24 protein-coding genes and 2 pseudogenes are annotated in these 20,413 nt (G+C 69.3%); 15 read left to right on the top strand and 11 right to left on the bottom strand.

Annotation, left to right across the window (positions count from 1 at the left end; genetic code table 11):
• The coding region (locus tag ABZ794_RS31505; protein WP_357518999.1) for a hypothetical protein at window positions 1-380 on the bottom strand (380 nt) is incomplete at its 3' end.
• A gap of 403 nt (window positions 381-783) precedes the next feature.
• On the opposite strand from ABZ794_RS31505, the gene ABZ794_RS31500 reads away from it, so the two are divergent.
• Both ABZ794_RS31500 and ABZ794_RS31495 read left to right on the top strand, forming a co-directional pair.
• Window positions 784-1,962, top strand: coding sequence for a DUF418 domain-containing protein (locus tag ABZ794_RS31500; protein WP_357518997.1), 1,179 nt, complete (start codon window positions 784-786; stop codon window positions 1,960-1,962).
• A gap of 9 nt (window positions 1,963-1,971) precedes the next feature.
• Window positions 1,972-3,063, top strand: a complete 1,092-nt coding sequence (locus ABZ794_RS31495; RefSeq protein ID WP_238689693.1) for a winged helix DNA-binding domain-containing protein — start codon at window positions 1,972-1,974, stop codon at window positions 3,061-3,063.
• Window positions 3,064-3,076: 13 nt separating this feature from the next.
• Here the strand turns inward: ABZ794_RS31495 and ABZ794_RS31490 are convergent, their stop codons facing one another.
• The 3 genes from ABZ794_RS31490 to ABZ794_RS31480 form a co-directional block, all read right to left on the bottom strand.
• Window positions 3,077-3,520, bottom strand: a complete 444-nt coding sequence (locus tag ABZ794_RS31490; protein WP_210784277.1) for a DUF5990 family protein — start codon at window positions 3,518-3,520, stop codon at window positions 3,077-3,079.
• A gap of 14 nt (window positions 3,521-3,534) precedes the next feature.
• Window positions 3,535-4,137, bottom strand: a complete 603-nt coding sequence (locus ABZ794_RS31485; RefSeq protein WP_238689692.1) for a TMEM175 family protein — start codon at window positions 4,135-4,137, stop codon at window positions 3,535-3,537.
• A 194-nt stretch (window positions 4,138-4,331) separates the two neighbouring features.
• Window positions 4,332-4,802 carry a hypothetical protein gene (locus tag ABZ794_RS31480; RefSeq protein ID WP_238689691.1) on the bottom strand — a complete coding sequence of 157 codons (471 nt, stop codon included), beginning with the start codon at window positions 4,800-4,802 and terminating at the stop codon, window positions 4,332-4,334.
• A gap of 156 nt (window positions 4,803-4,958) precedes the next feature.
• On the opposite strand from ABZ794_RS31480, the gene ABZ794_RS31475 reads away from it, so the two are divergent.
• The 3 genes and pseudogenes from ABZ794_RS31475 to ABZ794_RS31465 all read left to right on the top strand — a co-directional run.
• Window positions 4,959-5,660, top strand: coding sequence for a DUF4396 domain-containing protein (locus ABZ794_RS31475; RefSeq protein ID WP_210784272.1), 702 nt, complete (start codon window positions 4,959-4,961; stop codon window positions 5,658-5,660).
• A 171-nt stretch (window positions 5,661-5,831) separates the two neighbouring features.
• On the top strand, window positions 5,832-8,447 hold the full coding sequence (rph, locus tag ABZ794_RS31470; protein WP_357518994.1) for a rifamycin-inactivating phosphotransferase: 2,616 nt from the start codon (window positions 5,832-5,834) through the stop codon (window positions 8,445-8,447).
• A 52-nt stretch (window positions 8,448-8,499) separates the two neighbouring features.
• Window positions 8,500-8,718 (top strand): annotated as a pseudogene (locus tag ABZ794_RS31465) (serine hydrolase); the annotation flags it as partial.
• A gap of 4 nt (window positions 8,719-8,722) precedes the next feature.
• On the opposite strand, the gene ABZ794_RS31460 reads toward ABZ794_RS31465, so the two are convergent.
• Window positions 8,723-9,289, bottom strand: coding sequence for a dihydrofolate reductase family protein (locus tag ABZ794_RS31460; RefSeq protein WP_210784269.1), 567 nt, complete (start codon window positions 9,287-9,289; stop codon window positions 8,723-8,725).
• A 141-nt stretch (window positions 9,290-9,430) separates the two neighbouring features.
• Between ABZ794_RS31460 and ABZ794_RS31455 the strand changes: the two genes are divergently transcribed.
• Window positions 9,431-10,105 (top strand): helix-turn-helix domain-containing protein, encoded by a 675-nt coding sequence (locus tag ABZ794_RS31455; RefSeq protein ID WP_357518992.1) that lies wholly within the window; start codon window positions 9,431-9,433, stop codon window positions 10,103-10,105.
• Window positions 10,106-10,210: 105 nt separating this feature from the next.
• On the opposite strand, the gene ABZ794_RS31450 is transcribed toward ABZ794_RS31455, so the two are convergent.
• Window positions 10,211-11,125: an SDR family NAD(P)-dependent oxidoreductase gene (locus ABZ794_RS31450; protein WP_357518990.1), complete on the bottom strand. Its 915-nt coding sequence runs from the start codon at window positions 11,123-11,125 to the stop codon at window positions 10,211-10,213.
• A 100-nt stretch (window positions 11,126-11,225) separates the two neighbouring features.
• Between ABZ794_RS31450 and ABZ794_RS31445 the strand changes: the two genes are divergently transcribed.
• Window positions 11,226-11,891 carry a TetR/AcrR family transcriptional regulator gene (locus ABZ794_RS31445; RefSeq protein WP_210784263.1) on the top strand — a complete coding sequence of 222 codons (666 nt, stop codon included), beginning with the start codon at window positions 11,226-11,228 and terminating at the stop codon, window positions 11,889-11,891.
• Between the two features lie 77 nt (window positions 11,892-11,968).
• On the opposite strand, the gene ABZ794_RS31440 is transcribed toward ABZ794_RS31445, so the two are convergent.
• Both ABZ794_RS31440 and ABZ794_RS31435 read right to left on the bottom strand, forming a co-directional pair.
• Window positions 11,969-12,973 (bottom strand): hypothetical protein, encoded by a 1,005-nt coding sequence (locus ABZ794_RS31440; protein ID WP_357518988.1) that lies wholly within the window; start codon window positions 12,971-12,973, stop codon window positions 11,969-11,971.
• Window positions 12,974-13,089: 116 nt separating this feature from the next.
• The gene (locus ABZ794_RS31435; RefSeq protein ID WP_357518986.1) at window positions 13,090-13,224 is read right to left on the bottom strand and encodes a hypothetical protein; all 135 of its coding nucleotides are present in this window, start codon (window positions 13,222-13,224) and stop codon (window positions 13,090-13,092) included.
• 21 nt (window positions 13,225-13,245) lie between these two features.
• On the opposite strand from ABZ794_RS31435, the gene ABZ794_RS31430 reads away from it, so the two are divergent.
• Complete coding sequence (locus tag ABZ794_RS31430; protein WP_357518984.1) at window positions 13,246-14,319, top strand: glycoside hydrolase family 43 protein; 1,074 nt, start codon at window positions 13,246-13,248, stop codon at window positions 14,317-14,319.
• 102 nt (window positions 14,320-14,421) lie between these two features.
• Here the strand turns inward: ABZ794_RS31430 and ABZ794_RS31425 are convergent, their stop codons facing one another.
• Complete coding sequence (locus ABZ794_RS31425) at window positions 14,422-14,754, bottom strand: hypothetical protein (RefSeq protein WP_210784257.1); 333 nt, start codon at window positions 14,752-14,754, stop codon at window positions 14,422-14,424.
• Between the two features lie 155 nt (window positions 14,755-14,909).
• Between ABZ794_RS31425 and ABZ794_RS31420 the strand changes: the two genes are divergently transcribed.
• From ABZ794_RS31420 to ABZ794_RS31400, 5 genes are all read left to right on the top strand, one after another.
• The gene (locus ABZ794_RS31420) at window positions 14,910-15,287 is read left to right on the top strand and encodes a DUF2089 domain-containing protein (RefSeq protein WP_357518981.1); all 378 of its coding nucleotides are present in this window, start codon (window positions 14,910-14,912) and stop codon (window positions 15,285-15,287) included.
• A gap of 74 nt (window positions 15,288-15,361) precedes the next feature.
• Window positions 15,362-15,544, top strand: a complete 183-nt coding sequence (locus ABZ794_RS31415; RefSeq protein ID WP_238689683.1) for a hypothetical protein — start codon at window positions 15,362-15,364, stop codon at window positions 15,542-15,544.
• 11 nt (window positions 15,545-15,555) lie between these two features.
• Complete coding sequence (locus tag ABZ794_RS31410; RefSeq protein WP_210784252.1) at window positions 15,556-15,978, top strand: hypothetical protein; 423 nt, start codon at window positions 15,556-15,558, stop codon at window positions 15,976-15,978.
• A gap of 391 nt (window positions 15,979-16,369) precedes the next feature.
• The gene (locus ABZ794_RS31405; RefSeq protein ID WP_357518979.1) at window positions 16,370-16,837 is read left to right on the top strand and encodes a peptidase inhibitor family I36 protein; all 468 of its coding nucleotides are present in this window, start codon (window positions 16,370-16,372) and stop codon (window positions 16,835-16,837) included.
• Between the two features lie 197 nt (window positions 16,838-17,034).
• The gene (locus ABZ794_RS31400; RefSeq protein WP_357518977.1) at window positions 17,035-17,787 is read left to right on the top strand and encodes a hypothetical protein; all 753 of its coding nucleotides are present in this window, start codon (window positions 17,035-17,037) and stop codon (window positions 17,785-17,787) included.
• A gap of 78 nt (window positions 17,788-17,865) precedes the next feature.
• Here ABZ794_RS31400 and ABZ794_RS31395 read toward each other — a convergent pair whose 3' ends face one another.
• Entirely contained in the window at window positions 17,866-18,207 is a 342-nt protein-coding gene (locus ABZ794_RS31395) for a GlsB/YeaQ/YmgE family stress response membrane protein (protein ID WP_357518975.1), read from the bottom strand.
• Window positions 18,208-18,626: 419 nt separating this feature from the next.
• On the opposite strand from ABZ794_RS31395, the gene ABZ794_RS31390 reads away from it, so the two are divergent.
• Complete coding sequence (locus ABZ794_RS31390; protein ID WP_357518973.1) at window positions 18,627-18,998, top strand: hypothetical protein; 372 nt, start codon at window positions 18,627-18,629, stop codon at window positions 18,996-18,998.
• Window positions 18,999-19,170: 172 nt separating this feature from the next.
• On the opposite strand, the pseudogene ABZ794_RS31385 reads toward ABZ794_RS31390, so the two are convergent.
• A pseudogene (locus ABZ794_RS31385) lies at window positions 19,171-19,500 on the bottom strand (2-thiouracil desulfurase family protein).
• Window positions 19,501-19,690: 190 nt separating this feature from the next.
• Here ABZ794_RS31385 and ABZ794_RS31380 point away from each other — a divergent pair.
• Window positions 19,691-20,320: a VOC family protein gene (locus ABZ794_RS31380; protein WP_357518971.1), complete on the top strand. Its 630-nt coding sequence runs from the start codon at window positions 19,691-19,693 to the stop codon at window positions 20,318-20,320.
• Window positions 20,321-20,413 lie beyond the last annotated feature (93 nt).

Raw genomic sequence — 20,413 nt, 5'->3', positions numbered from 1 at the left:
GCCGCGCGGTGTCCGGGTCGGTGGTGACCTGGGTGACGTGCACCGGCGGGCGCACCCCGGCCAGCGCCTCGACCAGCCGCTCCCGGCGGCGCGGGCAGCCCGGTCAGGATCTTCTTGAAGTCCGCCGCCGACGCGTCGCCAGTCGTGGCGACCTTCACCATCTCGGTCCTCATCTCGTCGCTGGCCTTCTTCACCGCCTCGCAGAGCTGCTTGTCGGTCGCCGCGCCCGCGGCGGGTGACGAGGCCGGAGCGGCGGCAGCGGAGGTGGCAACAGCGGACGGGGCTGCGGAGGTGGGAGGGGGCGTGGTGGATCCGGCGGTCGTCGCCTTATCGGCGTCGCCACAGGCTGCGAGGGCCGTCGAAACGGCAAGGATCAACATGGCGGAAGCAAGACGGGAAGATTTCACGGACGCGGACGATAGTCGAAGTCCGAACGATGATCAATTCGCTCGGCGTCCCGCCCACCCTCGGCGGCTCCACAGTGTTCGGTCACGGTGAAGCTACGTCGCGAAGCGCGAGGATGGAGGTCGCCGTCAGTGCGACGGCGCGGTCCTGATCGTGCGACAGGTCCCTAAGGCGCGTACGGCGGCGCTTCCCGGAATGTCCGCCAACGCCTCGGTCAGCCGTCGCCGTGCGGACGGTGCGACACCACTCTGCCCAAGGCAGGCGACGAGCCGGTTCGCAATCTGGTCTGCCACCGCGGGGATGGTGTCTTTTCGTCACGACGGTCCGTGTGACGGAAACACTTCACGGCAGCGGGTCACGCTCCGGAGGCTGGACACCATGAATGTGACCCGGCTCGACCGACCGGGCGACGGCCACCCACAGCCCTCGCCCGGGGACACCCTCTCCCGCATCACCGTCGTGGACGCACTACGCGGAAGCGCGCTGCTGCTCATCCTGCTGGTGAACATCGCGTTCTTCAGCTCCGGCTACGACTTCCACCTGGTCGACGATCCGACGCGCGGCGCCGTCGACCTGCTGATCGCCGGCGCGGTGGAGCTGTTCTTCGCGATGAAGGCGTACCTGCTGTTCGCCTTTCTGTTCGGCTACAGCTTCACCCTGCAACTCGAATCCGCGGCTCGGCGCGGAGTGGAATTCCGCCCGGCGTTCCTGCGCCGGCTCTCCGGGTTGTTCGTTCTCGGCGTGCTGCACGCGGTGCTGCTGTTCCACGGCGACATCCTCACCACGTACGCGCTGCTCGGTCTCGTGCTGTTCGCGGTCCGGCGGATCGAGCCCCGCACCGCGCTGATCGCGGCGGCGTCCATCATCGGCGGCATCGCCATGGTGGTCGGGATCGCCGCGGTCCTCGGCGCCACAGTGGTTCCGGACGAGGCCGCCGCACTCGGCGCCGGTGCGCGTTCGACGCTGGCGCTGGGCGGCGGCCTCGGCGATGTCGTCCTGGAGCACCTGCGGTCGATGCCGGCGATGATCGGCGGTCTCGCCGTGCAGGGGCCCCTGGCGTTCGCGGCGTTCCTCGTCGGCCTCGCCGCCGGCAAGCACCGGCTGCTCGCCACCGTGCCCGCCCACCAGGACCTGCTACGCCGGTGCGAACGGGTGGGCTACCCGATCGGTCTGGCCGGCGCCGTCGTGTTCGCGGTCGGTGGTTCCACGGCGAACCTGACCGGACTGATGGTCAGCATCGTCACCGCGCCGTTCCTGGCCGCCGCCTACGCCGCGACCCTGCTGCGCCTGTTCACGCGGCGGCCGCGCCTCGCCGACGCGTTCGCCCCCGCTGGGCGGATGGCCCTGACCAACTACCTGGCCCAGTCGCTCGTGTGCGTGCTCGTCTTCACCGGCCTCGGGTGGGGCCTGGTCGGCCGCACCTCGCCGGCACAGACACTGCTGATCGCACTGGTGATCTTCGCGGTGCAACTGGTGGTCAGCTCGTGGTGGCTGCGACGGTTCCGGTACGGCCCCGTCGAATGGGCACTGCGCGCCTGGACGCGCCGCCCCAACTAGGGTGCTGACATGGTCGATCGGCACCAGGTGATGAACTTCCGGGTTCGGGCCCAACAGCTCGACCGGGCCGAGGGCACACTCGCCGACACCGCCGTGCTGGACCTCGGGGTGCAGAACACCGGTCCGGACGGCGGGCGGTGGGCGCTGGCGATACGCGGGGTCGACGTGACCGCGTTGTCCGACGCGGATCTGGTCCTGCTGTGGACGGTGCGGGGTGCTCCCCACCTCTACCGCCGGGCCGACGTTGCGAAGGTGGCGGCGGCCGTCGAACCCCACTCCTCGGCCGACGCGGGCAAGCGCATCTACGACGCCGCGAAACCGTTGAAGGCCGCCGGCATCGACACCCTCGCGGCCCTGGACGAGATCGCCGAGCGGATGCGGGCCATCGTCAGCACGCCGACGGTCAAGGGGGACGTCTCCGGCCGCCTGGCCACCATGCTGCCCGAGCCCTACCTGCGGTTCTGCCGCCCGTGCGACGCCACGCACCTCTACGAGATGCCGTTCCGGCTCGCCGCCCTGCGGGCCGGACTGGAGTTGCAGCTCGACACCTCACCCCCGGTCCTGCGGCGCATCACCGGGTTCAGGAAGGCAGCCGCTGCGGGTGACCGCTTCGACCTCATCCGCGCCTATCTTCGCCTGCTCGGTCCGGCCACCCCGAAACAGGTCGCCGACTACCTCGACACCCCGGTGAAGGACGTGAAGGCGCACTGGCCCGACGATGTGGTCGAGGTGACTGTCGACCGCGAGGTGCGCTCACTGCTGGCCGCCGACGAGGCGGCGCTGGAGTCGGCCGACAGCACCGTCACCCGACTGCTCGGCCCGTTCGACCTGTTCCTCCAGGCCAAGGACCGGGCAACGCTGGTGCCGGACGCCGCCCGCGCCAAGGAGCTGTGGCCGGTGTTGGGTCGCCCCGGCGCCGTCCTGGTCGACGGCGAGTTGGTCGGCACCTGGCGGCCCCGCAAGTCCGGCAGGACGTTCACCGTCGCCGTGAGGCCGTGGCGCCGGTTGTCGGACGCCACCCGTGAAGCCATCACCGCGCAGGCCGAACACCTCGCCGCGTACCGCTCCGTCTCCCTCAGCGGCGTCGACTTCGGCAGCTAGTCTTCGACGACACTCACTCCACCGCCCAGGCGACGGCGGGCGGGCGCACCCGAGCGCAGATCGGCCCACCGGTGGCATCGGTCAACCCGACCCGGCCGACCAGCGTCCCGTTGCCCTCGTGGGCGGCGCGCAGCAGCTCGGTCGGCACGTCGGTGAACATCAACTTCGCCCGTCGGAACATCGCGAAGCCGTCCTGGGTCACCGCGCCCCAGCTCAGATAGATAAACCGAGCCCCGGGGCGGCCGTGCACCCAGGGGCCACCGACGTCGAGCGCACCGTCGATCTCGCGGCTGGACACCTCGAAGGACCAGGTGGCGCTGGCCGCGTCGGCCGGCACCTGATCGACGACCTCGGCCTTGCGCTGAACGCCGACGTGCACGTTGCCCAACCGCAGCGCGTCGGCCTCCGCACCGGGACGCTGACCTGGGAGATCGCTGCCGTCGATCCTGATCCGCATGGCACCGACTCTAGTTACACGGCCGTTTGTCCGGCGGTGTCGTCCTCGCCGTACTCGCCGCGGATGGGCAGGTAGTAGGCGGGCAGGAACCCGGCGATGATGGCGACTCCGGCGATCGGCACGAACGCGCCGACGAGGATGCCGGAGCCGATCCAGACCAGCGCGAGCGCGAAGCGGCGACCGATGGCCCGCGCCCCGAACGGACCGAGGCCGGGGTCCAGCAGGTTGGCCCGCCGCAGGTGCGCCCACACGATGTTGAAGAGAGCCGCAGCCGTCCACAGTGTGCCGCCGTAGACGACGACCGACGCGCGTAGCCCCTGCTCCGCGCGCAACGCCTCGGCAAGCAGTGACGTGGAGAACGGCAGGAACGCGATGACCATCAGGAGCAACGTGTTGAGGAACAGGACCCCTCGGTCGACGTGCCGGACGCGATCGAACATGACGTGGTGATTCACCCACACCTGCCCGATGAGCAGGAAGCTCAACGTGTACGCCAGGTACGACGGCCACAGCGCACCGAGCCCTTGGACGAGGCGCCCGAAGTCGTGGGGCGGTTGGATCTCCAGCACGAGGAGCGTCACGGCGATCGCGAAGACACCGTCGCTGAAGGCCAGCAACCGGCCAGGGCTACGGGTAAGCCGTGAAGTTTCCCTTTTGGGAGGCACATCCGTAATTATGCTATACGTCAGCTTTCATTTCTGGGCAGCGATCGGGGCCGTTCTGCGCAGGTAGGTCTCGGCCAACTGGCGAAGGCGCGTCCGGTCGAAGCTGTCCCCGTGGCCGGGATGGAATCGGCGGGTGCCAGGAGACGTCAAATGATCGCGAAGAGACGGTCAGCGGGGTCCACGACCGCAGCCAGCACCGCGCCCGGCACGAGCGCCGGATCGTCCGCGCGGATCGTGTCCGCCTCGAACGGCGTGAACCCCGGCCCGCTGATCCACAGACGGAGTTCCAGCCCGGGATTCTCGCCGTCCAGGTGGTTCGCCACCTGGAGAACCTCTGCCGTCGCGGCGACACCGGCCGCGGCCAACCGACGCGTGTCGCGACGGGATCGGGCGACCACCCGCCAACCGAAGACGCCGAACCCGACACCGATGGCTGTCGCCAGGACGCCACCGACCAGCAGACCCCAGAAGTCGCTGGACGATCGCGGTGGGTTCAGCGTCACGGCGGCGACGAGCAGGACCGGTCCGGGTAGGCAGATGGCCAGGAAGACGAATCGGCTCAGCAGCGCGCCGATCGGGCCGACACGCGCTTCCGCTTCGCGAGGGGCACTCGTCACCCTCGCACCGTAGTGCAGCGGCCGGCTGGCTCACTCCACCGTCCGGGCGGGGCCGGGGAGGGTGAATCCGTCCGTGCCGGAACGCGGGAACGCCCGATCTGCCGATCTGAACGAGTACGCCGTGAAAGACTCGCCCGGCTGACGGAAGGGGCGGGAATGCATCCAACCTGGCTCGTAGCGCTCTCGTGGACTTCGCTCGCACTCGGCGTCGTCAGCATCGCGGTCGTGCTGGCCGACACCTATCTCCGCGGGCACCGGCAGCCGGTCCGGGTCATGGAGATCGTCTGGCTGGTGACCGTCCTCTACATCGGCCCGGCCGGCGTCCGCCTCTACTGGAACTGGGGCAGGCCCGAGGCGTTCTCTCGACGGCGGCACGAGGGTCAACCACGACGGCCCCGCCGGGGCATCGTCGTCACTCACGTGTCCCGCTGCGGCGCGCACTGCACTCTCGGGTTCATCGTCGCCGAGGTCGCCCTGTACGCAGTGAGATTCGACCCGGCCGAGGACCCGCTGTGGGTCGGCTACGCCGGCGACTACCTGATGGCGGTGACGATCGCCGTGCTCTTCCGGTACTTCGCCGGGCCGGGTCGCAGCCTCGGAAAGATCCGGCACGCACTGTCGAACGTCGGCAGGATCGAGCTGCGGACGATCACCACGTTCGAGGTGGCGCTGTTCGTGTGGCTGGCGCTCGCACATCGGGTGATCTTTACGGAGCCACACCTGCGACCCGACAGCCCCACGTTCTGGTTCGCCGGTCAGCTCGGGCTGATAGCTGGCTTCATCGCGGCCTGGCCGACCGCCTCCTGGCAGCTCGGCAGAGGGCTGAGAATCGAGCCGCGCCGACTGCCCGACGACTGAACGGGCCCGGCCGCCCTCGAAGAACAACAAGCGGCAACGAGATCCCTCTCCCTGCCACTTCTAACGTATACCGCACCCGGGGGCTTGCGGCAAGGCCCCGGTCGTGGCGCAGAATCGGCGGCCGGACCAGCACGAACGAGGCAACGGGGGCACGACGTGGGTGTGTTGTCGATGGACGGGGGCCGCGACGACCGGGCACCGCTGTTGGATCTTCGAGAGGTCGACGAGACGCAGGTGTCAATTGTCGGTGGCAAGGCCGCGCACCTGGGCGCGCTGTCCCGGATCGACGGCATTCGGGTGCCGGCGGGGTTCTGCGTGACGACGGCCGCCTTCCGGCGGATCATGGCGCAGACGCCGTCGATCGACGACCGACTCGATGAGCTGTCGCGCCTGAGCCCGGACGACCGGGAGGCGATTGGCCCGCTCAGCGCGGAGATCCGCCGCAGCGTCGAGGAGACCGCGATCCCGGGCGACCTGGCCGCCGCGATCACCGGCGCGCTCGCCCGGTTCGGCGAGCAGGCCGCCTACGCCGTGCGGTCCAGCGCGACGGCGGAGGACACGCCCACCGCGTCCTTCGCCGGGCAGCAGGACACCTACCTGAACGTGGTGGGGCCGGAGGCGATCCTGCGGCACGTCGGCCGGTGCTGGGCGTCGCTGTTCACCGAGCGGGCCGTCATCTACCGCCTGCGCAACGGCATCGACCACCGCACGGTTCAGATGGCTGTCGTCGTACAGCAGATGGTTTTTCCGGATGCCTCCGGCATCCTGTTCACCGCGGACCCGGTGACGGGCAACCGGAAGGTCGCGACAGTGGACGCCAGCTTCGGCCTCGGTGAGGCCCTGGTGTCCGGCCTGGTGAACCCGGACGTCTTCACGGTGCGCGACGGCGAGGTCGTCGCCGGCACTGTCGCCGCGAAGCAGCGCGCCGTCGCCGCGCTGCCCGGCGGCGGCACTCGCGAGGTGGAGATCGACACGCAGCGGCAGGAGCAGCCGGCGCTGACGCGGGCTCAGGTGGTGCGACTCGTGCGGCTCGGGCGACGGATCGAGGCGCACTTCGGCCGTCCGCAGGACATCGAGTGGTGCCTGGTCGGCGACGACTTCCAGATCGTGCAGAGCCGACCGATCACCACGTTGTTTCCCATCCCGGTGGCCGATGACCAGGAGAACCACGTCTACCTCTCGGTCGGTCACCAGCAGATGATGACCGACGCCATGCGACCGCTGGGGCTCTCCATGTGGCAGCTGACCGCCATGGCCCCGATGCTGGCGGCCGGCGGGAGGTTGTTCGTCGACGCCACCCGGCTGCTGGCCTCCCCCGCCAGCCGCGCCGGCTTCCTCACTATGGCGGGACGCGACGACCCGCTGATGAAGGACGCGCTGGAAACCCTGATCGACCGCCGGGACTTCATTCCGACGCTTCCGGAGCAGGGCGGTCCGAGTAAGCCGACGACCGGCGGCGCGTCCACCTCGATCGAGACCGATCCGGCCATCGTCACCGAGCTGGTCGAGCGCAGCGAGGCGTCCATCGCCGCCCTGCGGCGCGACATCGCGACGGTGACCGGTACGGCGCTGTTCGACTTCCTGCTGGATGCCTTCCAGGAGCACAAGCGGGTCCTCGGTGATCCGCTGAACATGCAGGCGATCATGGCCGGCATGGAGGCCACCTGGTGGCTCAACGACCGGCTGCACGAGTGGCTGGGCGAGAAGAACGCCGCGGACACTCTCACGCTCTCCGCGCCCGGCAACATCACGTCGGAGATGGGGCTGGCGCTGCTCGACGTCGCCGACGTGATCCGTCCCTATCCGGAGGTGGTGGCGTTCCTCCAGGACGTCGCACACGACGACTTCCTCGACGAGCTGCCGAAGGTCGCGGGCGGGGCCGAGGCGCGCGTCGCCATCGAGGCGTACCTCGACAGGTACGGCATGCGCTGCGTCGGCGAGATCGACATCACCAGGCCGCGGTGGAGCGAACGCCCCAGCACGCTGGTGCCCGTGCTGCTGGACAACGTCAAACTCTTCGAGCCGGGCGCGGCCCGGCGGCGCTTCGAACAGGGCCGACAGCAGGCGCAGCAGCAGGCGCGGGAGGTGTTGACGCGCCTGCGGGCGCTGCCGGACGGGCAGCAGAAGGCCGACGAGACCGCGCGGATGATCGACCGGGTGCGGGCCTTCATCGGCTATCGGGAGTACCCGAAGTACGACATCGTCAGCCGCTACTTCGCCTACAAGCAGGCCCTGCTCGCGGAGGCCGAACGCCTGGTACGCGCCGGGGTGCTCACCGAGGCCGAAGACGTCTTCTACCTCACGTTCCAGGAGTTCCACGAGGTCGCGCGCACGCACCGGGTGGACGACGAGCTGATCCGGCAGCGCCGGGACGCGTTCCGGTCGTACCAGACGCTCACCCCGCCCCGGGTGCTCACCTCCGACGGTGAGGCGATCACCGGGGCGTACCGACGCGACGACGTGCCGGCCGGTGCCCTGGCCGGTGTGCCGGTGTCCTCCGGGACTGTCGAAGGACGCGCCCGCGTCATCCTGGACATGGCGCAGGCCGACCTCGAAGCGGGTGACATCCTCGTCACGGCCCACACGGACCCGAGCTGGACGCCCCTGTTCGTCGGCATCGCCGGGCTGGTGACGGAGGTCGGCGGGTTGATGACGCACGGCGCGGTGATCGCGAGGGAGTATGGCCTGCCGGCTGTCGTCAGCGTGCTCGACGCCACCCGGCTGATTCGCGACGGGCAGCGGATCCGCGTGCACGGCAGCGACGGGTACGTCGAGATCCTGCCCTGACCGACGGCGCTGCAGGAGGGCCGACGATGGCGGTTTCGGTCCGACGGCTGCCGGCGCGGCGCTGGTCCACGCCGGGGTGCCGGCCGGCTGGGTGGTCGGGGACAAGACCGGGACCGGCGGGTACGGCACCCGCAACGACATCGCGGTGATCTGGCCGCCCGACCGGGCCCCGATCGTGCTCGCCGTGCTGTCCAGCCGCGACACGAAGGACGTCACCCCCGACGACGCCCTCATCGCCCAGGCCACCCGGGTGGTCGTCGCCCACCTGTGAGCACCTAGGCGGGGTGGTATTTCACCAGGACGACTCCGGAGGCGAAGGGTTCGGCGGACACCAGCTCCAGTCGTGCCGGCGGCTGACCACCGTCGAACAGCGCCCTGCCTCGACGAAGGAACACGGGGTGCACCAAGAGGTGCAGCTCGTCGATGAGCCGGAGATCGGCGAGGGATCGGATCACTGTGAGACTGCCGTAGACCACGATGTCGCCACCGGGCTCACGCTTGAGGTCGGTGATCCCGTCGGCGTCGAGGCGAGAGAGTCGCCGGGTGTTCGCCCAGGTGGCGGTGTTTCCCGAGGCGGAAACGACGATCTTCTCCAACGTGTCGAGGCGTTGGGCGTACCCCCGCACGGCGTCCGGCTGGTCGGGGTTCTGCGCGGTCGACGGCCAGTGGCCGGCGAAGTCGGCGTGCGTGATCCGGCCCAGCATCAGGCTGCCGGCGTTGTCCACCAGGGCCCGCTCGTATTTTTGCAGGTGGTCGTCGACCAGCAGCCAGTCCATCTCGTCGTCGGGGCCGGCGACGAACCCGTCCACCGTGATCCACATCGACACGACAATCTTGCGCAAGTCGTCCTCGCCCTCATGGTGTGGTGAGCCCCGGGGTCCAGCTTCACGTCACTTCGGCAGGCTCATGTGAGCCACGCTAGGGGTCCAACTCCTAAAGAACAAGTGATACTCCTAAATGAGGATCCAGGTAGGGTGGACGCCATGAGCGGCATGCGCAGTTACGGAGATCCGTGCGGTGTCGCGCGTGGACTGGACATCATCGGGGAACGATGGGCGCTGCTGGTGGTACGCGACCTTCTGCTCGGCCCCCGGCGGTTCAACGACCTGCTCGGCGGCCTACCCGGGGTGAGCCCCAACGTGCTGAGCCAGCGACTGCGCCAGTTGACCGAGCACGGCGTGGTGCGGCGGCGGGACCTGGGCCCGCCGACGCGGGTCCACCTTTACGAGCTGACCGAATGGGGCCGCGACCTGGAGCCGGTCCTCCTTCAGTTCGGACGCTGGGGAAGCCAGTCCCCCCAACTTCCCGACGGCCCCCTCGGCGTCGACTCCCTGCTGCTCAGCATCAAGGCCGCGTTCGACCCGGCGCGCGCGCCGGCACTCGCCGGCAGCTACGCGTTCCACATCGACTCCAACACGTACCTCGCCGACGTCGCCGGCGGGACGGTGCAGCTCCGGCGCGGCACGGCGTCCGACCCCGATGCGGCGCTCACCACCGACATCGACACCCTTCGGGCCGTCTGCGGGCAGGAGATCACCATGGCGGCGGCGACGGAGTCGGGCGCCCTGCGGTTCAGCGGCGGCGAGGAGGCCAGGCGGCGCCTCACCGACCTGCTCCTGGCCCCGTTCACACCCGCACCCCAGCCCGCCACGCCCTGACTCCCACCCGCCCAGCCCGCCACGCCTCGGTGCCCAACCGCCCCGGCCGAGTCGATCATGGAGTTGTGATGGGCCACAAAAGCCGCGGTCCCGCCCTTGGCACGGTCACGCCGTGGCGGCTACCCGGCCCACCGGGAACCGCACGCCAGTGAGGTCCTCCGAGACGGCCCAGAGGCGTTGCTGCACGCTCACGTCGTACGAGTCGGGGCTGGAAGTGACAAGCCTCGGGTAGCCGCGCGCCTCGGCCAGGCCGTCGGGGCCGTAGTACTGCCCGCCGAGGACGGACGGGTCGGTGGCGGCCCGCAGGGTGGGCAGCGCGCCCGCCGTCGCGGGCTGGGTGATCACCGGGGCGATCCAGGTGAGCGGTCGGCGGACGACCGCCGGGACGTTGCGGGGCAGTTCGGTGTTGGAGATGCCGGGGTGTGCGGCCACCGCGACGGTGGTGCCGTGCGCGGCGAGCCGGCGCTGCAGCTCGTAGGTGAACATCAGGTTGGCGAGCTTCGACTGGCCGTAGGCGGCGACCCGGCCGTAGGAACGGTCCCACTGCAGGTCGTCGAAGTGGATGGCGCCGCGGATGCGGTGGCCGTTGCTGCTGACAATGACCACCCGGGAGCCGGGCACGGGCAGCAGCAGGTCGAGCAGCAGGCCGGTGAGCGCGAAGTGGCCCAGGTGGTTGGTGCCGAACTGCAGCTCGAAGCCGTCGCGGGTGGTCTGCCTCGGGACGTACATCACGCCGGCGTTGTTGATCAGCAGGTCGATCCGTGGGTGGGTGGCGCGCAGGCCGGCCGCGGCGGCGCGCACCGATTCCAGCGAGGCCAGATCCAGTTCCCGTACGGAGAGGTCGCCGTTGATCCGGGCGGCGGCCAGCCTGCCCTTCTCCGTGTCGCGCACGGCCAGCACTACCGATGCCCCGCGTTCGGCGAGTCGCCGTGCCGTCTCGAAGCCCAGCCCGGTGTTGGCGCCGGTGACCACTGCGACCCGGCCGTCCTGGCGCGGAATCTGCTGCTCGGTCCACTTCATGCCATGCTCCTTATGTACCGCCGGTAACTTATGCCAGAACGGTAAGGTACCGCCGGTACACTGTCAAGGGACCGCCGGTACCTAAGCTAGGGTTGGCGTCATGACGTTCCAGCGGGCGCGCAGCGAGGAGCAGCGTGAGGTCCGGCGCCGGGCCATCCTGGAGACGACCTCGGCGATGCTCGACGAGATGCCGGTGGCCGAGGTGACCCTGAACGAGCTGAGCCGGCGGGTCGGCCTGGCAAAGACGGCGGTGCTGCGCTATTTCGAGTCCCGCGAGGCGATCCTGCTCGACCTGCTGGACGACCGGACGACGACCTGGCTGGCCGAGCTGGAGCAGGAGCTGGCCCACGGTGTCGACCTGAGCGGGCCGGCGATGGAACGGGCGGAGCAGGTGGCGGACGTGCTCAGCCGGTCGCTCGCCGCCCAGACGGTGCTCTGTGATCTCTTCGGCGCGCAGGGCGGCGTGCTCGAGCACAACGTCTCGGTCGAGGTGGCCCGCCGGCACAAGCGGGCCGCACTGGGCAAGCTCGCGGTGATGGCCGACCTCGTCCGGCGGCACCTGCCCGAGGTCGGCGACAACGCCGAACTGTTCTGCCTGAACACCTTGATCATGGGTGGCGCACTGTCCGCCTACACCTCGCCGCCGCCGAGCCTGCTCGCCGTCTACGAATCCGAGCCGGCGCTCGCGGTCCACCACGTCGACCTACGCACAGCCCTGCGGCTCGCCATCGTCACATCGCTCGTGGGCATCCTGCCGCGCTCCTAGCCTTTATCGAGCATGACCGTCACGCCTTGCCCGGCCTCGATTCCGGACGCGGCTGCGTGCCGAACGGCGACACCGTGTCAGGCCGTTGTCATTCCTCGGGTGGCCAGCTCGCTGAGCGACGCGACGCCGTTGTCGCCGAGCGCCGCCCGAGCCGCTGCGGGCTTGCCCAGCTCGAACACCTCGACGAGGAGCGTCGGCGATCCGGACCGGCGGCGGATCCCGTCGACCTCCTGCCGGTCAGGGTTGAACGGCAACGTCGGCCACTGGTTGGCGGTCACCTGCCAGTCGGACGAGACGGCCGCCACCAGGCCGTCCAGCAGGGTCGCGTAATCCTGCGGGCTGATCGCCCGACCCAACCCGTACCGTTCGCGCAGAGCGAGAATCTGGGGCGTGGGCTTCTTGGAGGAGTAGCTGTCGTTGATTCCGAGCCACCAGTGGGCGAAGTACGTGCCCTGGTAGCCCTGGGCAAGGTAGCGCGACCCGTCGTGGTGCACCTCGATGATGAAGTTGTGCACCTGCGGGAACTGGCAGTCGAGCAGCAGGACGGTAGCGGTGCTGACCGGCTTGACGAACAGCGCCTTCTTGAGCGCGTCGCCGCCGCCAGTCCCGTAGGTCTCGCTGGACACGCGGGCCAGCTTTCCGCCTGCGGCGTGCAACTTCTCGCGAATCTGGAACGCCGCCATCCCGCAGTTCGCCCACCTGCGGCTCTCGTCGCGCAACGCGATCTGCGGGTCGCCGGTCTTGCCCGTACTCCCCACCGCCGCCTTGAGCTTGACCAACTCGTCGTCGTCGACGGCCTGCTCACGACGCCGCTGGCTGTTGTCGGTGGTGAGCGCGGCCTCGCGCTGCGCGTAACTGGTCGCGGCGGTGATGGCTTCGGCCCACGTACCGAAGCTCTGGCCTGGCTTGAGCGCGCTCTCCGACCAGTTCACCAGGGCACCGACCACCTCTCCCCGACGGTCGGTGGGCAGGAGGGGTTCGATCCTGGTCAGGATGTCGCCGCACGCCTTCTCGTCGGTTTCCAGGTTGGGGATCTGACCGTTCGGTGGGTAGGCGTCCTTCTCCTCCGCGATGACCAGCATCCGCGCCCCTCCATTGTCCTCTGTGTACCGGTCGCCCTCATGGCGAACCGGCTTCCAGATTGGACCCTGCGTGAGCGGACGGACACCCAACGTCGGACTTCCGTCGGATCGCGGTTTCACCGCTCGCCACAGGCATGCATCACGCCCAGCAGGCGTGGACGGGGCTGTTGGCGGCCGAAGATCCGGGCGCGGCAGCGCCCCCACAGCTCCTGCTCTAATCTATGGGTGTCGATTTTTTCCTCCAGCTCCATTCGAGGAGAGGACTCCCGATCGTGAATGTCGGTAGCCGAACCCTTCCGCGACTCCTCTCCGTCCTGCTGGCCGTCGTGCTCGCCACCGGCCTGTCCCCGCTCGGCGCCGGGCCGGCGGCGGCCGGGCAGACCGGCCTGCGAGCCGCCGATCCCAGCGTGATCCGCGTCGGCGGCACCTACATCTCCGTCCAGTCGGTCAACGGCGGGATCGCCGTTCGGCAGGCGGCCTCTCCCGACGCGCTGGCCGCCGCACCCGCGCGGCAGGTCTGGACGGACAGCCGCAACCTCGGTGAGGTCTGGGCCCCGGAGATCGTCACCGATGGCGGCCGCTACTACATCTACTTCTCGGCCGGGCGCGGCACCGCCCACCGCATGTACGCGATCCACTCGGCGTCACCGGCCAGCGGCTACACGGCCGAGCGGCAGCTCGCGCTGCCCGACGGCAGGTGGGCCATCGACGGCAGCCTGTTCACCTTCAACGGGCAGCGGTGGTTCGTCTGGTCGGGCTGGGCCGGGGACACCAACGTCGAGCAGAACATCTACCTCAGCCGGATGAGCGACCCGCTCACCCCGACCGGTGGCCGGCACGTCATCTCCCAGCCCCGCGAGAGCTGGGAGCGCGTGGTCGGCAACCCGTTCATCAACGAGTCCCCCGAGGCGATCAGGGACCCCAACGGGCAGCTCCACATCGTCTACTCCGCCAACGGCAGTTGGAGCGACCAGTACTGCCTCGCCGACCTGCGGCTGCGCGCCGGCGGCGACCCGACGTACGTGTGGGACTGGTACAAGTCGAACGGCTGCCTGTTCGGCTCGAACCGGGCCACCATGATGGCCGGCTGGGATCCGACCCTGCACGTGAACGGGCCTGGCCACCACAGCTTCGTGCTGCTCAACGGTGACATCGCCACCAGCCCACCCGCCGGGCCGAGGTTCCCACTGATGTACCACGGGGTGCCCAAGGGCACCGCGTACTCCTGGGCGAACCGCTACTGGTACACCGGCACCTTCTGCTGGTGGGGCAACACCACCTACCGCCGCGCCAACGTGCCCGGCCCGACGGCCGACACCGGGTTCAGCATCAAGTTCTTCGAGTGATCCGGACGTGCATCCTGTCCCTACGTCAGTGACGTCGGCGTGTCCAAAAGCAGGGACACCGCGACGTCCGTAAAGGCGAGTGGATCGTGGGCGGCGCGCGTGTCAGCTGGGCGGCGGCGGACACTCCAGGACGGCGATCGAGTTCCCCGCGAACAGCCCCAGGTGCGGGTGCCCGGAGAAGATCTGGACCGCCTCGTCGTGCGAGCCCGCTTCCACGACGGCGTAGGCGATCAGGGCGTCGGTGAAGTCCTCGACACCTCGCGCCGTGACCCGCTTCTTGGCGTGCAAGGGAGCGCCGGGGTCGACGATGGCGTTCGCGTTGGCCTGCGCCCATGACGCCCACGCGTTCATGAACTCGGTCTGCTGCTGCTCGGTGAGGTCGGCCTTGTCGGCCTCGTCAGCCGCGCCGTTGAAGAGCGCCAAAAACCTACCCATCCCGGCATCTTAGTGGCGGCCCGCGCAGGCAGCCGGGTCACGATCACGATCCCGCTGGGCGCCCGGCGAGCAGCACCCTTCGACCGCAGCGCGACCTTAAGAAAGTTAAGGTCAACTTCTTGGAACTTGAGGATTCTTAAGGTACAACTTTAGGTATGACAGAACAGGCGATGGACTGGCAGGACCTGACCAGCCTGACGCGGGGGCAGCCGTTCGTCGTCGAGCGGGTGCGCCTGGCGAGCAACGGCGTGGCGATCGAGGGCGAGTTCGAGCCGCCGCAACTGGCTCAGCTCAACGTCGATGATCAGGTCTTCGTCACGGCGTTCGTGCGCTGCCACGGTTCGATCAAGGAGATGGAACGCATCTTCGGGGTGAGCTACCCGACGATCAAGTCACGACTCAACCGGATCACCCAGATGCTCGACTTCGTCGAGATCGACCCTGCGCCCTCGCGAGCCGACATCATCGACCGGTTGCGCCGCGGTGAGATCACCGCGCAGGAGGCGCTGGCCGAGCTGGAGGGCCGGACGTGATGCCGCAGTTGGTGACCGTCAAGGTAAACCGCCCGGACCGCCGGCCCGTCCGCGTCTGGGTTCCGGTGCTCCCCGTGGCGCTCGTGCTCTTCCCGGTCGTGGTCCTGGTCGTGTTGGCGGCGATCGTGGCCTGCGTCGTGTTCCGCATCGGTGTGGTGCGGGCACTCGGCGCCGCTTGGCGTGTCATCTCGGCGCTGCCCGGCGCCCGCTTCGACATCGAGCAGGGCCGCACGGCCGTGTTCGTGGCTATCCGATAGGAGAGGTTCGAATGACCGAACAACGCAAGGATATCCTCGACATGCTGGCCGCCGGCAAGATCACCGCCGAGGAGGCGGAGCAGCTCATCGCCGCACTCGAACGGGACCAGGCACCGGCGACGGTGAGTCACGACGCCCGACCGAAGGGCAAGGTGAAGTACCTGCGGGTGGTGGTGGACGCCACCGACAACGGCGAGCCGTCGCGGGTCAACGTGCGGGTGCCACTGCAACTGCTGCGCGCTGGTGTACGGCTGGCGGCGCTGATCCCGCCGCAGGCCCTGGTCAAGGCCAACGCCTCACTCAGCGAGTCGGGTGTGCCGATCGACCTGACGCAGCTCAAGCCCGAGCAGTTGGAGGCGCTCGTGGAGCACCTCGACGAGGTGACAGTGGAGGTGGACTCCCCCGATGCCACAGTGCGGGTCTTCTGCGAGTAGGCGCCGTCCGACGGGACGGGCCCTCGAGAGGGTGCTGGAACACCCTCCCGAGGCTGCGCCCGCCGCAGCAGAGCACAGGTGAACTGCCAGCCTGAAGTTTAGCTACTCACCAGCGAACCAGCGGAGGGACCACTCGGACGGGTGGTCCCTCCGCGCCGTCCCCAACGCCCGCCCACCGACCATCCCCGCGCGGGCGCACCTGGGCGCCCCTCACCGAACCCGGGCGGCCCCTCAGTGGCAACCCGGAAAGCGCCGGACAGGGTCGAGATTCGAGCTGGTTCGAATGTCTCGGCTGCGCCGCTATCCCCGGGGTTGACTGACGCCGTCCACACCGGTGCCACCAGCACAAATCACTCAGCTCCGGCGGAAGATCCCCCAGCTAAGGAGACTCATGAAGCGACAAATCCTGGCGTTCTTCGGTGCGTTGGCGCTGGCGGCCGGCGGGCTCCTGGCCGTGGCCAGCCCGGCCCAGGCGGCGACGTCGCGCAACGGCGTGTGCGAGAGCGGCGAACTGTGCATGTGGCAGCACCCCGACCTACGCGGCGGTCGCTACGACACCCTCTCGACCACTGCGGACTTCAAGCAATGGTCGTTCGTGGCTGCCTGCACCTCGGACTGCCTGCTGCACGACAACGTCAGCTCGCTGCGCAACTACGACCCGGTGAATGCCGTCCGCCTCTTCGAGCACGAGAACTACCGGGGCCTCTACTTCTGGCGTCAGAAGGCCAACAGCGGCCAGTCGGACGAGGCCCTGAACCTCACGCTGGACCGGGACCAGAGCGGGAACCACTGGGACGACCGATTCAGCTCGTTCTGCTTTGTCTGGGCCGGCCAGCCGCAGACCCGCTGCCGCCCATAGGACCGCATCGAGGGGCTCGCGTCGGCCGCGAAACAGCGGGCAACGCGGGCCCCTCCAGCCTGAGCGAGGTCTCCATGCCCATGATCCGTAGCCAATTCGCGGCCCTGGTCCTGGCCTGCCTGAGCGTCGCTGCCGGGGCCGCCTGTGAACCGAGCGGGCCCGCGCAGCGGCCCGCAGGGCCATCACCCGTGGCGACCATGAGCCTTCCGTTGGATCGGCTGTTCCCGTCCGGGGACGAGGACCTGCTTCTCCAGCGGGCCGAGGCGAAGCTGGTCGTGGCCTGCATGCGTCGGCTCGGCATCTCCTACCGGCCGCCGGAACCGCACCACACCGACCCGGCCGCCACGCGCGACGGGTTGTACGGGCTGGTGGAGCACGACCAGGCGCAGCGCCTCGGCTACCGCCCCGCACCTGGCGGTGAGGTGGCTGAGGGCAAGCCTGCACCGCCTCCGGAAAGGACGGCGTTGGCGCTGAGCGGCACCCGGTTCGGCGCCGACGGACCCGAGCCGGCCGGCGGCCGGATCCCTGCGGGCGGCTGCCTCGGCGAGGCGAACCGGCGATTGACCGAGGGCGCGCCACCGGTCGGCGAGACGCTCCTGTACGACCTGGCCCTGCGGGCCGGCCAACAGGCAGAGCAGGACGCGCGCGTTCAGGCCGGGTTCCGGGCCTGGTCGACGTGCATGGCCGGCAAGGGGTTCGCCTACGCCGACCCGTGGCAGGCCAACGACGACCCACGGTGGAGCACCGACCATCCCAGCGACGTGGAGCGCCGGACCGCGGTGGCCGACGTAGCGTGCAAGGACCGCACGGATCTCGTGACGATCTGGCAAGCCACGATGGTCGAGCACCAGCGGCGCACGATCGCGAGCCGCTCAGGCGACATCGAACGCTACGAACAGGCCAAGAGCGCCCGGCTCGCCAACGGCCGACGCGCGCTGGCGACGAGTTGAGACAAGCCGCGACCGGCGGGTAGGTCGGTCAGAGCGCACGTTGCGGCCCACCTGGATGGCTCGCCCACTCCCGCCCGTTCAGCTCTTGGCCTGGCTGCGGCGGGCCCGCCGACGGGGCTTCTCGTCGCCGCCGGCAAGCCGGGTGAAGGTAAGCATGTTCGCCAGCGCCACGGCGATGATCGCGACGCCGACCTGGATCGCGAGCACGACCCAGTCCCAGCGCAGCACCCACACCTTCACCCCGGCTCCGTCGTCGATATCAAGCGCCCTGGCGACCACGGTGCCCAGCACCGCCGAGCCGACGCCGATGACGAACGTGGCGAAGAAACCGATCCGCTGTCTCCCCGGCAGGATGAGTCGGCCGAGCAGGCCCACGAGGGCACCGATGAGCACCGCGCCGAGATAACCAGTTACCAGCATCGCCGAATCTCCCCTCCAGCAGTGCCCAGGTACATGCCCGAATCTCACGTTCCCGGAAACCCCGCTCGATCGCGGTTTGATTCAGGGCTTGCGGGCGGCTGGTCGCTCGCGCGGGGCCAGCGCGCACAGCACGCCTCTGATCAGGGCTGCGGACATGTCCCCTCGATCCACTTCGCTGGCGGATCTGTCACACGTGAATGAAGGACGTACATGGCCCGCCCCTACAGTCCCGGACCGAAGCAGTTCGTCTTCGCTGTCGGTGATGGCAACGATCAACACGTCTCGGTGGGCGACCCCAGGAGGCCTACGTAGCGTTCTCTGCGCTCTTCCGGGGTGTGATCTCCCGGATCAAGGATGCGGACCAACCTCGGTCGGAACACCTCCGGGTCGACAGGGCCAACCACTACCTTCCGAGCGCGATGCTGTTCTTCGAGAACGGATATGCCGGCCTCGACCACTCCGGACAGTGGTTCTCCGACCTCTCCGACCTCTCCGACCTCGACGCATCGCCGGAGGCCCGCGGTGCCGCCCGCGCCGCCACGATCACGGCGGAGGCAGCGGCGATCGAAGAAGTCGGCCGGATCTGGGCAGATTCGGGCAGCGTCGACCTGAGCGACAAGCACTACGTCTTCTTCGCCTCGCACGATGTCGACGTTGACCGAGCCGAACTTCTCCAGTTGATCGAATTCCTCGGCCTCGAACGGGTCGACGCCCCGGCCGAGGCCGCCGGGGGCGAAGTCTGGGTACGCACCGACCCACGCCTCGACGTCGAATGTGCACGGTGGTCGTGAAAGATGAGAGACAGCTTCCGGACCTGTGGCCGACTTACCGACCGCTGACGGCGCTGGACTCGCTACCCGGTGCAGCGCTCCGACTTCTCCAGGCCAGCGAGCATCGCCGCGGCTTGCGCAAGCTGCCCCTCGTGGAACACCGGTATGCCGTGACGTAGCAGTTCCTCTGTGGCTACTCCCGTCCGGGTACGGTACGGCCGGTGAACGAGCCGTCGTAGATCACGCTACTGCCGCAGGTTGGGCTGCCGTAGACAAGGATCGCGAGCGCGACGCCTGCCTCTACCAACCGATCCAGTGCTCGTCGAGCGGCGAGCCTAAACAGGTTGGCTACGTCTGCGCCGGTGGCTTATTCAACCCGCGCGGAACCCGCGAGAACGCCCCCCGCACTCCCGCCTATTATCTCGGCGGGCGGGCGAGGAATGGGAAATCCCACCGCGACCTCCGGACAGAACCGCACGAGGCGTCCTTCGGCCGACCAGCGGTCCCAGATCAGCGAGTTCACCGGCACATATGTCGCGTTGTAACGCAGCGCCCGCCCCTGCAAGCATCCGCTGACAAGCACCTGCAGCACGGGCCGAACCGTAACCTGCTGAGAAGCTGACTCACTATGAGTGCGTTACGCCGATGGCGGGGGCGCAGGGGACGCGAGCGGGCGCAGGCCATCGCGCGCCGCCGATGTTAGGTTCGCTGCCATGACTGGGCAGATCACGGCCGCGCAGTTCCACGCGGCCGACGGTGTCGAGGACTGGCGCTGCCTCTACCATCTGGTCTCGGCCTACTTCCCGACCGACTCGCTGTCCACGGCCGTCGCGCTCGTCGATGAGGTTGGCCGACTAACCGACGAGGCCCAGCAGCAACACCTCATCGTCGACCTGCGCGGCACCGGCGTCACGGTGAGCCTGACTCGGCGCGACATCGCGTTGGCCCGGCGCATCTCGGCCGCCGCCAAGGAGCTGGGCCTCTCCGCCGACCCGACCGCCGTACAACTCATCAACGTCACCCTTGACGCACTCGCCGGCGCGGACGTGCTGCCGTTCTGGCAGGCGCTGCTCGGCTATCGGCAGATCGGCGACGACTACCTGTTCGATCCGTCGCGCCGCGGCCCGGGCTTCGGTTTGCAACCGTCGGACGAGGCGCGCCCACAGCGCAACCGCATGCACCTCGACATAGCCGTCCCGCACGATCAGGCAGAGGCCCGCATCGCCGCCGCCCTGGCCGCCGGCGGCCACCTGGTCTCCGACGCGCACGCACCCATGTGGTGGGTCCTGGCCGACGCCGAGGGCAACGAGGCGTGCGTCGCCACCTGGGTCGGCCGCGCATAGCAGGGACGGCGACCTTTCAGCTCGTGAGCCCGACCAGCGTGGCGAGTCGCGCCACGCCGGCCGGCGGCGGCCATCGCCCGGTCGGCGGCCAGC

The sequence above is a fragment of the Micromonospora sp. NPDC047187 genome, from assembly GCF_040643355.1.
Classification (GTDB): Bacteria; Actinomycetota; Actinomycetes; order Mycobacteriales; family Micromonosporaceae; genus Micromonospora; species Micromonospora salmantinae.
Note: the sequence above shows the minus strand (reverse complement) of the source record. Positions and strands in the feature narration are given on the sequence as shown.